This window comes from Jejuia sp. G7-7, from assembly GCF_055808955.1.
The window spans coordinates 1697448-1712367 of record NZ_JBVVSZ010000001.1 but is presented as its reverse complement, the minus strand read 5'-3'; the positions used below and the strand labels follow the sequence as shown (position 1 = coordinate 1712367).

Here is a 14920-nt window from a genome sequence, read left to right as displayed (position 1 = left end):
AATTTAGGACACTCTAATATATAAAAGGTTTAATGATATTCAAAAATCAGCAATCGTTAATCATAAATCATTACGTATCTTTGCGCCCTGATTTATAGATAGTATGCGCACTAAAACTCTTAAGAAAAACAAGATTAATGTAGTAACCCTTGGATGCAGTAAAAATATTTACGATAGCGAGGTGCTTATGGGGCAATTAAAAGCCAGCGGAAAAGATGTTGTGCATGAAGAAGAAGGCAATATCGTTGTGATTAATACCTGTGGATTTATTAACAATGCCAAAGAAGAAAGTGTAAATACCATTTTGGAGTTTATGCAAAAGAAAGAAGCTGGAGATGTTGATAAAGTATTTGTTACTGGCTGTTTAAGTGAACGCTATAAACCAGACTTACAAAAAGAAATACCAAACGTAGACCAGTATTTTGGAACTACAGAATTACCAGGTTTATTGAAAGCTTTAGGTGCAGATTATAAGCATGAATTGATAGGAGAACGTTTGACAACAACACCTAAGAATTACGCATATTTAAAAATTGCAGAAGGTTGTGATAGACCTTGTTCGTTTTGTGCAATTCCTATCATGAGAGGAAAGCACAGAAGTACTCCAATTGAAAATTTAATTACTGAAGCTGAGAAACTAGCAACTAATGGTGTTAAAGAATTGATTTTAATAGCACAGGATTTAACCTATTATGGACTGGATTTATACAAGAAGCGGAATTTAGCTGAATTATTGGAGGCGTTAGTAAAAGTTGAAGGTATAGAGTGGATACGTTTGCATTATGCATTTCCGACAGGTTTCCCCATGGATGTTTTAGACGTGATGAATCGTGAAGCTAAAATTTGTAATTATTTAGATATTCCACTACAGCATATATCAGATTCTATTTTGAAAAGTATGCGCCGTGGTACTACAAAAGAAAAAACTACAAAGTTATTACAAGACTTTAGAGCTAAAGTTCCAGATATGACGATTCGTACTACTTTGATTGTAGGCTACCCTGGAGAAACTGAAGAAGATTTTCAAACCCTAAAACAATGGGTTCAAGACATGCGTTTTGAACGCTTGGGCTGTTTTACATATTCTCATGAAGAAAACACACATGCTTATAATTTAGAAGATGATGTGCCAGAGGAAATAAAAATGGATCGTGCAAATCAAATTATGGAAATTCAATCTCAAATATCATGGGAATTGAACCAAGCAAAAATAGGTAAGAACTTTAAAGTAATTATCGATAGAAAAGAAGGTAATTATTTTGTTGGACGAACAGAATATGATTCTCCCGATGTGGATAATGAAGTTTTAATTGATGCCTCTAAAACATATTTAAAAACTGGAGAATTTGCTACTATAAAAATTATTGAAGCAGAAGATTTTGATCTTTATGGGGAAGTTGTTCAATAATTTTTCAGAACTACTTCATAAATAAAAAAGGCTCGTATTCTATTAAAATACGAGCCTTTTTACGTTTGTTATTTACTCTTGAATTCTTATATAATAGCCTCTTTTCCTCTAGTTCGAGTTCTAATTCTGATAGCTTCTTCAACAGGGTAAACAAATATTTTACCATCGCCTACTTGACCTTCTGATGCATTGTCTAAAATAACATCTATGCATGTTTCTAAATTAGAATCGCTAACAATGCACATTATCATAATGCGTGATTGTAAAATCATAGATTGCTCTGTACCTCTGTAGCGTTCAGAATAACTTTTTTGTAAGCCAGTTCCTTTTACGGGAAGTACTGTGATACAAGGTATTTCTGCTTCTTTCAAACCTTTTTGAACAGCTTTTAATTTTGAAGGTCTTATTATTGCTTCTACTTTTTTCATGAGTGTCTTTTTAAATTTTAAACGTCAAATTAATTTATTCGAAAGTGGTGTAAGCTTCAGCTCCAAAGGTAACAGCATCTATTCCTGCACGTTCTTCCGAAGGATTTACACGAATTCCAATAGTTTTTTGCATTAGCTTCATAATTATAAATGTAACTACAAAAGAAAAAGTTCCAATAACTAATACACCTATAGCTTGTGTGCCTAGCAAACTTGCACCACCTCCAAAAAACAAACCACCATCTGCAGCAAATAATCCTACTGCTATAGTTCCGAAAAGACCATTTATACCATGGACTGCTATAGCACCTACTGGGTCGTCTATTTTTAACTTATCAATATATATTACTGCTACGTCTACTAAAACACCTGCAACAAGACCAATAATTATTGCTGACCCGGATTCAACTACATTACAACCAGCGGTTACAGCAACTAATCCTGCTAAAACACCATTAATGGTCATGGTAATATCAATTTGTCCGTATTTAAAATACGTATAAACCATTGTAGCAATTCCACCTGCAGCAGAAGCTAAAAAGGTATTTGTAGCAATTGTACCAATAAGTTCCCAATTCCCTACAGCTCCTAAAGTTGAGCCTGGATTGAAGCCAAACCATCCAAACCAAAGAATAAAACCACCAACAGCTGCAAGTGGTAAATTATGACCAGGAATTGCGACAGGTTTTCCTTCTTGGTCGTATTTTCCAAGCCGAGGTCCTAAAACAATGGCTGCTGCTAAAGCAGCAAAACCTCCCATAGCATGCACAGCTGCAGATCCTGCAAAATCATTAAAACCACGGGTTGCAAGCCATCCATTAGGATTCCATACCCAATTGGCTGCCAAAGGATACATTACGGCACAAAATACAACTACAAAAAGTACATAAGGCCATACTTTCATACGTTCTGCAACAGCACCAGATACAATTGAAATAGCTGCTATTGCAAATCCTAGTTGGATAAACCAGAATAATTTATTTGAAACGGTTAACCCCAATCCTAAATCGCCATCAGTAATTCCAGTTCTCAAAAGCAAACCATCCGTTTGAAGCTCCATAGGCAATTCCAAAGCCTACGGCATAAAAAGCGATACCACCAAACACAATATCTATCATAACTTTTGCGATGATGCTCATGGTGTTTTTAGCTCTTACAAATCCGGCTTCCAGTAGGGCGAACCCTCCTTCCATTAAAAAGATAATTGCAGCACAAATTGAAACCCAAACAGTATCAATTGCTGAAATTAATTCGGTTTGTTCTATTGCTGCGGTTGCGACTTCTTGCATAAAAAATAATTTTTGGTTAGTTTATTATAGTTTGTTTTTTTCTAGAAAGTCGGCAATATATGAAATTTTAATAGTTGTTTTTTGAGGATTTGATAAAATAGATAAGGTTGTTTTAAATAATATGAAATTATAACATTTTATTAAGTTTCGTTAAAAATTAATCAAAAAAAACCGATACAGTCTAGATTTACTGTATCGGTTTTTACGTCTAAGGATTGCCTCTTAACAACACTTATTTAAAAATTTAAGTACGCTTCAATTGTTTTTGAATTTTTTGATAGCGTTTTCGATTGACTTTTCTGGTTCAATTATATTATATGCTCCCCAAAATTCAGGATCAGAAAACCCTGAAGTCTGTTCTGTTAATATGGAAGATGGGCGCAACATTTTACTCCTTACTTTGGCAATTTTAGTTTCAGGGATTTCCCAATCTGTAATTGCCATTTCACTATTTAATGTGTAAATGCTATTGAATATTTTACCTTTCCAATTCACTTTAAAAGTTAATCCTATATTACTGTAAGCATAATGCCATTTACCATTTTGAGTGCGGTATTTGACTTTGTAAGTAGCTTCGGTTGGATATACATCAACTTTTCTAGGCTTTTTTCTAACAAACATTCTGCTAGATAATTCTCTGTTTTTTACATTCAAACTATATTCGGCACTAGTAAGTGCTAAAGTATTTGCGTCAATGTAAAGTTTTCCAAAATACATAGGAGTTTTAACGTTTTGCTTTTGTTTGAAATTAATAACATACACTAAATTTTTATTGATGTTGGTTGAAGTATCATATTTAAAATCATAAAGCTCTACATCTTCATCGGTAAATATAAATTCAGGATATTTAACTAAATCTGTGTATAAATTACTAAAAGGACCACCTTGCAATTTTAAGGCAAGTGTATCTAATTTGGTGTAATCAGTATTTTTTCGTGACTTAATCAACTCAATACGGTCATTTCTAATATTTGAATAGGGTTGTTTGTGTATTTTAACAACGGCTTCAGATAGTGAAGCATTTTTTCTCCTTTTTTAATTGTTTCTCTATAAAATGCTGTCATCAAAGCATTTTTATTATGGTAAGCAGTACTTTTATTTGCTAAGGTTTTAATAACTAAAGTTCTTGCATCAAATTGAGGACCAGAAATACTTATAGTATTCAGCTCTGTATAGCTAGGTGTTAATAGTATCTTTTCATTTTTTTCTAAATCAACAATACTAAGTTCCTTTTTTTCGTATCCTAAATGAGTTATTATTAGCTTTTCTCCTAAATGGCTGTAAGGTATTTTAAGTAAAAATTCTCCATTAGAATTGGTTACTGTGCTGATATTAGATCCGCTTACAGCTAAATCTGTAAATATTAAAGCTTTTTTTGATTTTTGATCAATTATTTTACCGCTTATTTCTTTGATGGCTTGTGAATCTTGTGCATTTAAAACAAATGAAAAACAAGCAAGAAATAGAAAGAAGCACTTAAATGTTGATGTAGCTATCTTTTTCATAATTATAAGGATTAAAATTTCATTAGTTAATTTACAAAAAAACGTAGTTACTTAATAGTCAAGCTGTTTTTAACATAAAAATTAACTTTCAATTACATGGAGAATATTGTAATACTCATATTTTTCTATCTCCATACAAAATAAATTTGTCAATATAACAATGTTTTTTAATGGACAAAAGGTGGACATTAACAGAATTATTTTTTTATAACTTAGGTATCAATACATTAGTATTGCCTAACTTTTTAAATATGCCAACCATAATCCATTGCATTTGCAATACTTTTGCTATTACCGCTACTTATTACAAACCTATTTTCTTAAAGACTAAACGCTCTCTAATCATATGAAGAATCAACTACTCATTTTTCTGTTTTTTACAACCTGTAATTATTGTTTTAGCCAGCAGCTGTATATGGAATATGGTTCTACAATTTCATCATTTGATTATGAAAACTCTAATGGACAGTCTTTGGACAATTTATTATCTAAATCTCAATCTTATTTTGGAATGGGTTATAGGCATACGCTTAATTCAGCTAAAACTTTATTTTTAAATGCTGGATTATCATATAATAATTATGGCGCCATTGGAAGTGAATCTAGCGTTGACAATTATTTTGCTTGGGATGTGAGTTATTTAGGTGTGAAGGCAGGAGTAGATGTAAAATTATTTAAGTTAAGAGATCTTATATTTTTGCAAATGGTTATGTGGCTTCAGAATTTATGATACGTGGTAATCAAACCATAAATAATGATGTTTTTAATCTTGTTGGGGAAGAAGAATTCAATAATAATATTTTGTTTTTAAGAGCAGGTGTAAGCATGCAATACCCAATATCTAACAGTACAGCGATAATTGCGGGTTACAATTACGGGAAATCGGTTTTAATTAATAGCGGTGAAAGTGCTGAAAAATTGAAGTTAAACGCGCATCAATTTGGTATAGGTTTTATTATAAACTTGCCAACGTGCTATTGCGATTTTTAGTGAATTTTAAGGGTGGACAAACAATGGACACTCTAGTATATTACTCTTAATTAATTTAGTTTAGTTAAAAATTAGTGCTTGAATTTGAAAGAAATGAAAATAATACAAATGAAAATAGTAGTGTTTGTAATGCTCGGTTTCAGTATTGGAACTGCAGTTCAGGCTCAAAATGAAAATGATGAAAAGGCTTATAGAATAATACGCTCTAATATAGGTGTCGGAGGTTCTTCAATAACGATAAATACTTCTAAAGGGCAATATAGAGTAAATCAAAGCATTGGACAATCTAGTGTTATAGGCACTTCTTCAAGAAATGGCTACTATCTACGACAAGGATTTCAACAACCTCATAAAACTATTGAGGTTGTAAAAAGTTCAATAAATAATAGTTTAAATACTAGTGTTTATCCAAATCCATTTGGAGAATCTGTTACTGTTTCTTTCGATAAAGTTTTAGAAAAACAAGTTACAATATCGTTATTTGATGTTAGTGGGAAATTAATCTATTCAAAATTATTTTCACCAGAAAAGTATATCATACTTAATCTTAAACACCTCTCAACGGGCTCTTACATATTAAAAGCTATTTCAAACGGAAAACTTTTAATTCAAAACTCATTAAAATATAGTACCCATAAAAACCAACCTGTTATGAAACGTATAACTACCTTAATTTTATTTCTTTTTATTACAATACAATCATTTGCACAAACAGAAGGTATTTCTTACCAAGCAGTAATTATAGCGCCTGATGTTTTAGAATTACCTGGAGTGGATTCTGAAGGTAACTATTTGCCAAGTGCAGAAGTAGATATTCAATTCTCGATTATTGCACCTGGGAGTGGTGCGGTGGAGTTTACAGAAATACAATCGACAACTACAGATGAGTTTGGTAGAATTAACCTAATTATTGGAGCTGGGAATTACGATAAGTTTGAGAAGATTGATTGGAATGGAGATCCAAAGTCTTTAAAAGTAGAAATTGACTTTAAAAATGGAGATGGATTTGTCTTCATGAATATTGAAAAACTGACTTATGTTCCTTACGTTGCCCATAGAAACATAACAGCAACAGGTACTTTGGATGTAGATGATGATACATTTTTGAATAGAGAGTTAACTGTTGGTGGGCCTACTCAATTGAATAGTACGTTACTGGTTGATGGCGGTAATGCTGCTAACTTAACTGGAGATTTAACTGTGGATGGAGAAACAAATTTAGGGCGTTCATTAACTGTTGGGAATGGTGCTTCTGGAATTGATATTGATGCACCAACTCTACTTAATGGTACTTTAGATGTTATTGGTAAAACTACAGTTCAAGATTTTGAAGCTAAGGGGCAAGCAACATTTGATGCTTTAGAGGCTAATTCATTGCAAGTTAATAGCACTACAAATTTAATAGGACAGTTTAATGTAGATTCTAATCAACAAATTGTACTAAAATCTACGGTACATACAGCTGCTATTGCCTATGCAAATAATGCAGATGGAGTGCCGCAAGCGCAAAACGATCCAGGTTTAATTAGAGGGAATTATCCAGTTTTAGTAGAAGGGAGTACGCAGGGAATTGCTATAAAAATTAATGGCAATAGAAGAAATGGTAATAATTTTGTTTCGTTTTGGGATGATAATAATATGTGGGGGCGTATTGAAGGAGAAATTCCATCAGAATTCGAAAACAATGCCGATTATAGGTTTGATCAAAGATCCTTAAACTATGATATTTTTGATGGTGCTTCAGATTATGCTTTTGCGCTTATTGATGCAGCTATTGCTGGTGCAACCCTTGGTGCGGCATTAGCTGATGTAAGGCCTTGTGCAGGTTTAGGAGCTTGTGTTGTAAGTCCTGGTCCTGGTCCAATTGCTGCGGCTATTGGTAATTCTATTTTAGCATTGGGTAAAGGTGTTAGTGCTTCAATTGCCGTTGCAAATTCTATTAACAATAAGGTGGTTTACAATAATAATAAAGATACTTATCAGGGTGTGACTTACGCCTCAGGTGCAGGAGATTATGCTGAATATTTAGAAAGAGAAAACCCGAGTGATGAGATGACCTACGGTGATATTGTGGGTGTAAAAGGAGGAAAAATTTCTAAAAGGACTATGCATGCTGAAAAAGCTATGGTGGTTTCATTAAAACCTATTGTTTTAGGTAATATGCCAGAAAAAAATATAAGCTATTATGAGAAAGTTGCTTTTATGGGACAAGTACCTGTAAAGGTTTTTGGTAAGGTTGATATAGGAGATTATATTATACCAAGTGGTAAAAATGATGGTATAGGAATCGCTCTAAAACCATCTAATGTTACATCATCAAACGTTAAAAAAATAGTTGGTATAGCTTGGGAAGCTAACCCTAATGTATCTGGGTTTAATACTATCAACGTGGCCGTAGGTTTAAATAATAACGATCATAACCCAATTATAAAAAAGTTAGAACAAAAAGTGGATGTACAAGAGGCTCAAATATCTGAGTTAAAGGGCCAAATATCGCAAATACTACTTAAGCTTTCTAATATTGAAAGCGGATCTATGGTTTCTAAACAGCAAGTTGCCAAAGCAGAGATAAAAAACCACGAAGAAAGACCATACGAAATTGTAGACACAAAACATGGAGAAGCTATTTATTTTAAGTTAGAACGCGCGGATTTTGAAGCTGGTTTCGAATTTGCCGAAAAACAATTAGCAGATAGCGGTATCGATTTAGAAGAAAATGCCTTCTGGAAGAAAATTAAAAACGACCCTAACTTTAAAAACACAATTATTGAAAAACTTCAAAAGAAGTTTAGTCAACAAATGCATTACCACAAAGAAGTTTCAGCTAAAAAGCATTAATAAGCAGATTGTAACACATCAAATATTAGTACTATGAAACAAAATGCGTTAGTCTACTTTTTAATATTTGCATTATCAATATCTTACACTTGGTCTCAAACCACGGCAATTCCTGATGGTAATTTCGAAAACTATTTGGAAACACATGCTGAAGATGGTACACAGGTAAATGTTGGTGATGATACAAGTATGGGAGATGGTATAGCCAATAATGGTTTGGTGTTTACCAACAGAATTTCAGATGTCATTTCATTAGATGTAAATAACCAAAATATTAGTGATCTTTCAGGGGTTGAGGCATTTGTTAACTTAGAGACTCTTATTTGTAGTAACAATAAGTTGTCTTTACTTGATGTATCTGCAAATGTAAATTTAACATCACTTTTATGTGGTTTAAATCAATTGAGTGATTTAGATGTAAGTTCAAATTCTAATCTAAAAACCTTAGATTGTTCTGGAAATTTACTTACGGTTTTAGAGCTTCAAAGCGGTAACATAGCTCATAATCCTCAATTGCAAAAATTAACGTGTTCTAATAATCAAATTTTAACTCTAGATGTAAGTCAAGATACAGATTTAACGTTGCTTGCAGTTTCAAATAATAGATTGAGTGTTTTAGATGTTAATAGTAATCCGCTTATAGAGAGTCTTTTTTGTGCTTCAAATCAAATTTCAACTTTAGATTTGAGTGTTAATACTTCTTTAAAAACGATTGATGTTTCTAATAATTTAATTACTGCATTAGATTTAACAAATAGCAACACTTTGGCTTGTCCAGATCCGCAAACCGATCCGCTTACAATTTGTCAAGGATTGGGTTCTGTTGATGTTTCAAGAAACCGATTGTCTAGTTTGAATCTTGTTAACGGGTTTAATAATTTAATAACAACCTTTAACTCTCAAGACAATCCAGATCTGTTTTGTATTCAGTTAGATGCAGGTTTTTCTGCTCCGTCTGAATGGATAAAAGACGATTGGACCTACTTTGGAGAAACAGGATGTGCTGATGATTTTACTTATGTTCCGGATGATAATTTCGAAGACTATTTAGAGACTCATAATGCTGCTGGAGGATTAGTTCCGTTAGGAGATGCTTCTAGTTTAGGTGATGGTATTGCTAATAATAATTTGGTAACTACCTTGAAAATTGAGACGGTTACCGATTTAGATGTTCAGAATATTGGTATAAATGATTTGGAAGGAATTCAAGATTTTAGTGCAGTAATTAATCTAAACGTATCTCAAAACAATTTAACTGAAGTTGATTTTAGTACTAATTTAAATTTGAACGATTTAGATATATCTAATAATGATTTAGCTAATTTAGATATTGATGCTAATACAGCTTTAACTGTACTGAATTGTTCTCAAAATGATTTGGATAAAATAAGTCTTTTGGCAAATACAGGGTTGCTGGATTTAAATTGTTCTAACAATAATTTAGTTGAACTTATTTTAAATGGTAATGTGCAATTAACGAATCTTAATTGCGCAAATAACTCAATTGAAAGCTTAAATCTTACTTCCAATACCCTATTGACAGGTATTATCTGTAACGATAATAATTTGTTTACTTTAAATATAAAGAATACAAACAATGTGGCTATTACTGCTTTTAATGCTATAAATAATCCAAATCTTTTTTGTATTGAAGTAGATAATGTGGCTAACGCTAATGCTGCAGTTGGGTGGCAAAAAGATGCAATGGCTAATTATAATATGGCTTGTGGAACTTATGTGCCTGATGATAATTTTGAACAAGCTTTGATTAATCAAGGAATAGATTCTGATAATACCCTAAATAATTTTGTGCCTACTGGAGATATTAATGGTTTGTTAGTTTTAGATGTTTCTGGACAAGGTATTCAAGATTTAACTGGAATTCAAGATTTTGCCTTATTACAAGATTTTAATTGTTCTAACAATGTCATAGAATTATTAGAGTTAGAAAATAATTTGGCACTTCAAACTTTAAATTGTTCCAATAACCTAATTGAGAATATATCTCTAGTTTTAAACACAAATTTAATTTCAGTTGTTTGTAATGATAATAGCTTACAGAGTTTAGATTTAAAAAATACAAATAATGTAAATCTAGTTACTTTAAATGCAACAAATAATCCTAGTTTATTTTGTATCAATGTTGATGATGCTACGGTTGGAAACATACCTGCAGGATGGCTAAAAGATGCCATTGCAGCATATAATGGGAACTGTCTCGGAAATCGTTTTACGGTAATTCCTGATAATAATTTCGAACAAGCTTTAATTGATTTAGGCTTAGATTTTGGGGCATTAGATAATCAAGTTTTAACTGCTAATATTGAGCATGTGCAAACCTTAAATGTTAGTAATAGGCAAATTGAAAATTTAGAAGGTATTCAGAGTTTTTCCCTTTTGCAAAGTTTAGATTGTAGCAATAACTACCTAAACGATTTGGATGTGAGTAACATGGTAAATCTAGAAGAGCTTTACTGTAGTTCAAATTATTTTTTAACAAATAATACAGCAAATGCTAATGGCCTTTTGAATACAACGGGGACAGTAAGTTTGCAAAAACTGTTTTGTGCTAATAATAATTTAGCTGATTTAGATACTTCAATAAATCCTAATTTAGAAGAACTTGATTGTGCAGATAATAATTTAGATGTGTTAAATGTTATAGGAAATACGATGCTTCTGGAGCTTAATTGCTCCAATAATAATCTGGTTAATTTAAATATTAGTTCAAACGGAAATTTGGAGATGCTAAATTGTGATAGTAATAAAATCAATAACCTAATAACCATTGCTGTAAATAATACCAGTTTAACAACTCTAAGATGTGCTAGTAACGAATTAGGAACACTACAGATTGGGAATTATCAAAGCTTAGAATATTTAAATGCGAAGTCTAATACATTAACTCAATTAAATACAAATTCTAACACTAATCTTAATTTTATCGATTTAGGTAATAATGAAATTACAGCTTTAGATTTTTCTGCAAATACCAATCTAGTGCAGATTTATGTATCTCAAAATGAATTAACACAATTAAATCTCTTAAGTAATACAAATGTTCAGAATTTGAATTGCGATTTTAATCAAATTACTCAACTAGATTTAAATACTATTATGCCGTTGCGATTTTTATCATGTTCTAATAATGAACTCGCAACTTTAGATGTTAGTATGTATTCTGATTTAATAGAATTAAATGTAGGTTTCAATACTATTACAGATTTAACATTGGCAAACGATTTAAACCAATTAAGAACTTTTAATTGTAGTAATAATATGATTACTGGAGATTTCGATTTAAGTACTATGGGAACAGGAGTATGTCCTAGTCCACATGATAATTCGCAAGAAGTCTGTCCAGATAATTTGTTAGTAGATGTGTCAAACAATAACTTAGAGTTTCTTAACATTCAGAACGGAAATAACGGTGGCATACTAACATTCAATGCTACTTCAAATTCAAATTTAACCTGTATTCAAGTTGATGATGAAAATAATATTGGTTTAAATTGGATTAAAGATGTTACAGCATCGTATAGTATAGATTGTAGATTTGGTGAAACATATGTGCCCGATGATAATTTTGAACAAGCCTTAATTGATTTGAATTATGATGTTGGTCCTTTAAATGATTATGTGCCAACTGCAATAATTGAAGTAATAACAGACTTAAATGTAAGTGGGAATGCTATTGCAGACTTAACAGGTATTAAGGATTTTGATGCACTTCAAATTTTAAATGTTTCAAATAACACCTTAACTGAAGTTGATTTAAGTCAAACTCAAAATTTAACTCAGTTAAATATTTCAAATAACGATTTAACTGAATTGGATATTTCAAACAATACTAGTTTAACTATTTTAGATTCTTCGGGAAACATGTTGTCTGAATTAGATTTAACAGCAAATACAAGTCTTATTAACCTAGATATTTCGAATAATAATTTTTTAGAATTTATACCAAGTACTATACCTACGCTTCAAACATTTAATTGTGATAGTAATAGTCTAGAGAATTTGGATTTTACAACCAATACTGCACTTACCAGTTTAAGTTGTGCATCTAATCTTTTAGAGGTTTTAGATTTACAGAACGGTCAGAACCCTAGCCTTTTAAATTTAGATGCTCAAAATAATCCAACTTTAAGTTGTATACAAACTGATAATGGTGCAGCACCAGGAGGAGTTACATGGGTAAAAGATGCAACTGCTCAATATGCTGTTGAATGTCATTTTGGAGAAACCTATGTGCCAGATGATAATTTTGAACAAGCCTTAATTAACCTAGGATACGATGTTGCACCTCTTGATGATTACGTGCTAACCTCAAATATTGAAAGAGTTTCGTTTTTAAGTGTGAAGGAGAGTGAAATAACAGATTTAACAGGAATAGAGGATTTTGTAGCACTTACAAGTTTAAACTTTGAAAATAATACCATTGCAGTAGTAGATTTAAGTGATAATGTTTTATTAAGTAACCTAAATGCCTCAGGAAATCAATTAACTATACTTGATGTTTCAAACCAAACTGATTTACGGGTGTTAGATGTTTCAAATAATAGTCTCACACAAATCAATTTAGATTCAAATTTAGAGCTTATCGAATTAAATATATCTGGTAATATGTTTACTACCTTAGATGTGATGCTCTTGGGTAATTTGCAAAGATTAAACTGTTCAACTAATCAAATTACAGCTCTTGATGTAACGGTAAATAATAAGTTGACTGAATTATTATGTTCGTCTAATGCATTTACTCAAGATAATTTGAATTTACAAAACGGAGCAAACAGCATATTAAGGTCGTTTAATGCAACCAACAATCCAAATTTAGGTTGTATTTTGGTAGATAATCCAGTTGAAATTATTTCCAACACAAATGGCGATTATGATAATTGGTTTAAAGATGTTTCTGCGAGTTATCAAACTATTTGTGATGATGCAGATAACGATGGTGTTGCTAATGCAGATGATGCATGTCCAGGAACACCATTTGGAGAGGCTGTAGATTTATTTGGATGTCCTTTTTCTGTTTTGCCAGAAGATAATTTTACCATTTTAATTACAGGAGAAACCTGTTTAAATAATAATGATGGAAAAATCAATATTACCACAAAAGAGCTTTATCAGTACAAAGCTAGCTTAGTGGGAGATGATTTTAGCAGAGATTATATTTTTACTAACGGCATAAATATTTTAAATCTTCTAGCAGGAACTTACAGGTTATGTATCACTTCTGATGATTTGCCAAATTTTCAACGTTGTTTTGATATAGTCATTAATCATCCAGAAAATTTAGAAGTCATTACGGGAAAGCGCAATACTAGAAAAGAAGTAAGTTTTGAAATGAATGGAAGCTCCAATTACACTATAAATTTCAATGGTTTAGAATTTACAACTTCAGACTCTCAGATTACGTTGCAGCTAGAAAACGGTAAGAATACTATCAAATTTTCAACTGATTTACCATGTCAAGGTACTCATGAAGAAACTATTTTGATATCAGATGAAATGTTTGTTTATCCTAATCCTTTTCAAAATGAAGTCAATATTTATATAGGAAATATTGATGATGAAAAAATTGAAATTAATATGTATTCATATTTAGGGCAGTTGGTATATTCTAAAACTATTTTTGAAAATGAGATTAGGACTTTAAATATTAAAACGGAGAGGTTTGCATCTGGTTTATATACACTTTATATAAGCTCAAAAACATCAATATCTACCTTTAAAATCGTTAAAAAATGAAAAAGCTAATATATATAATAGGTTTTGTTTTGTGCTGTTTTGGTTGTGGGGGAAATGCTTCTGATGATATAAATTCAGAAGAAAATCCAGATGAAAACGGAAATCCAAATTCGCCTTTAATGGTTAATTTACAGTTTCCACATGAAGATGGTTTATGTAATTTAGGGGCAAATATGACACCAACTCAAAGCACCGTATTTTTTGAATGGGAAGCTAGTAAAATTGCAGAAAGTTATACTATTTACGTTACAAATTTAGTAGATGGCACTTCCATCCAAGAAAGTACAACTGGAAGTAAAATAGGTGTAGTTATAAATAGAGCAACACCATATTCTTGGTATGTAGAATCTACTGCGGGAACAAAAACAGAGCAAAGTGAAACTTGGAAATTTTACAATGCTGGCCCGGGAGTTGAAACTTATGCGCCATTTCCAGCAACAATTAATGCGCCAACTATGGCAGCAACGGTAAGTGGAACAAATGTTATGCTACAATGGACTGGTAGTGATGTTGATAATGATATTGTAGGTTATGATGTATATTTTGGGACTTCTAATAATCCAAATAGTCATGCAAACAATCTTACCACAAATGAATTGAGTGTAGCAATAACATCAGGTACTATTTATTATTGGAAAATAGTAACCAAAGATGCAATTGGTAATACTTCAGAATCGGGCATTTTTCAGTTTCGAGTGCTTTAGGAAA

Annotated in this window: 11 protein-coding genes; 6 read left to right on the top strand and 5 right to left on the bottom strand. The window is 31.7% G+C overall.

Annotation, left to right across the window (positions count from 1 at the left end; translation table 11 throughout):
- Positions 1-103 precede the first annotated feature (103 nt).
- Positions 104-1408: a 30S ribosomal protein S12 methylthiotransferase RimO gene (rimO, locus tag AC0L5U_RS08390; RefSeq protein ID WP_473415803.1), complete on the top strand. Its 1305-nt coding sequence runs from the start codon at positions 104-106 to the stop codon at positions 1406-1408.
- 86 nt (positions 1409-1494) lie between these two features.
- Here rimO and AC0L5U_RS08385 read toward each other — a convergent pair whose 3' ends face one another.
- From AC0L5U_RS08385 to AC0L5U_RS08365, 5 genes are all read right to left on the bottom strand, one after another.
- Positions 1495-1836 carry a P-II family nitrogen regulator gene (locus AC0L5U_RS08385; protein WP_473415802.1) on the bottom strand — a complete coding sequence of 114 codons (342 nt, stop codon included), beginning with the start codon at positions 1834-1836 and terminating at the stop codon, positions 1495-1497.
- A 34-nt stretch (positions 1837-1870) separates the two neighbouring features.
- On the bottom strand, positions 1871-2896 hold the full coding sequence (locus AC0L5U_RS08380) for an ammonium transporter (protein ID WP_473415801.1): 1026 nt from the start codon (positions 2894-2896) through the stop codon (positions 1871-1873).
- Complete coding sequence (locus AC0L5U_RS08375; protein ID WP_473415800.1) at positions 2850-3125, bottom strand: hypothetical protein; 276 nt, start codon at positions 3123-3125, stop codon at positions 2850-2852. Before AC0L5U_RS08375 ends, AC0L5U_RS08380 begins: the two co-directional genes overlap by 47 nt.
- A 255-nt stretch (positions 3126-3380) precedes the next feature.
- On the bottom strand, positions 3381-4073 hold the full coding sequence (locus AC0L5U_RS08370) for a hypothetical protein (RefSeq protein ID WP_473415799.1): 693 nt from the start codon (positions 4071-4073) through the stop codon (positions 3381-3383).
- A complete protein-coding gene (locus tag AC0L5U_RS08365; protein WP_473415798.1) occupies positions 4070-4630 on the bottom strand; it encodes a carboxypeptidase-like regulatory domain-containing protein in 561 nt (186 codons plus the stop codon). Before AC0L5U_RS08365 ends, AC0L5U_RS08370 begins: the two co-directional genes overlap by 4 nt.
- A gap of 346 nt (positions 4631-4976) precedes the next feature.
- Here AC0L5U_RS08365 and AC0L5U_RS08360 point away from each other — a divergent pair, with 346 nt between their 5' ends.
- The 5 genes from AC0L5U_RS08360 (at position 4977) to AC0L5U_RS08340 (ending at position 14916) form a co-directional block, all read left to right on the top strand.
- Positions 4977-5360 (top strand): hypothetical protein, encoded by a 384-nt coding sequence (locus tag AC0L5U_RS08360; protein ID WP_473415797.1) that lies wholly within the window; start codon positions 4977-4979, stop codon positions 5358-5360.
- A complete protein-coding gene (locus AC0L5U_RS08355) occupies positions 5357-5620 on the top strand; it encodes a hypothetical protein (RefSeq protein ID WP_473415796.1) in 264 nt (87 codons plus the stop codon). The genes AC0L5U_RS08360 and AC0L5U_RS08355 overlap by 4 nt, the downstream gene beginning before the upstream one ends.
- 108 nt (positions 5621-5728) lie before the next feature.
- A complete protein-coding gene (locus AC0L5U_RS08350; RefSeq protein WP_473415795.1) occupies positions 5729-8458 on the top strand; it encodes a T9SS type A sorting domain-containing protein in 2730 nt (909 codons plus the stop codon).
- Between the two features lie 33 nt (positions 8459-8491).
- Positions 8492-14212, top strand: a complete 5721-nt coding sequence (locus AC0L5U_RS08345) for a T9SS type A sorting domain-containing protein (protein ID WP_473415792.1) — start codon at positions 8492-8494, stop codon at positions 14210-14212.
- A complete protein-coding gene (locus AC0L5U_RS08340; RefSeq protein WP_473415791.1) occupies positions 14209-14916 on the top strand; it encodes a hypothetical protein in 708 nt (235 codons plus the stop codon). The genes AC0L5U_RS08345 and AC0L5U_RS08340 overlap by 4 nt, the downstream gene beginning before the upstream one ends.
- The last annotated feature ends 4 nt before the right edge of the window (positions 14917-14920 follow it).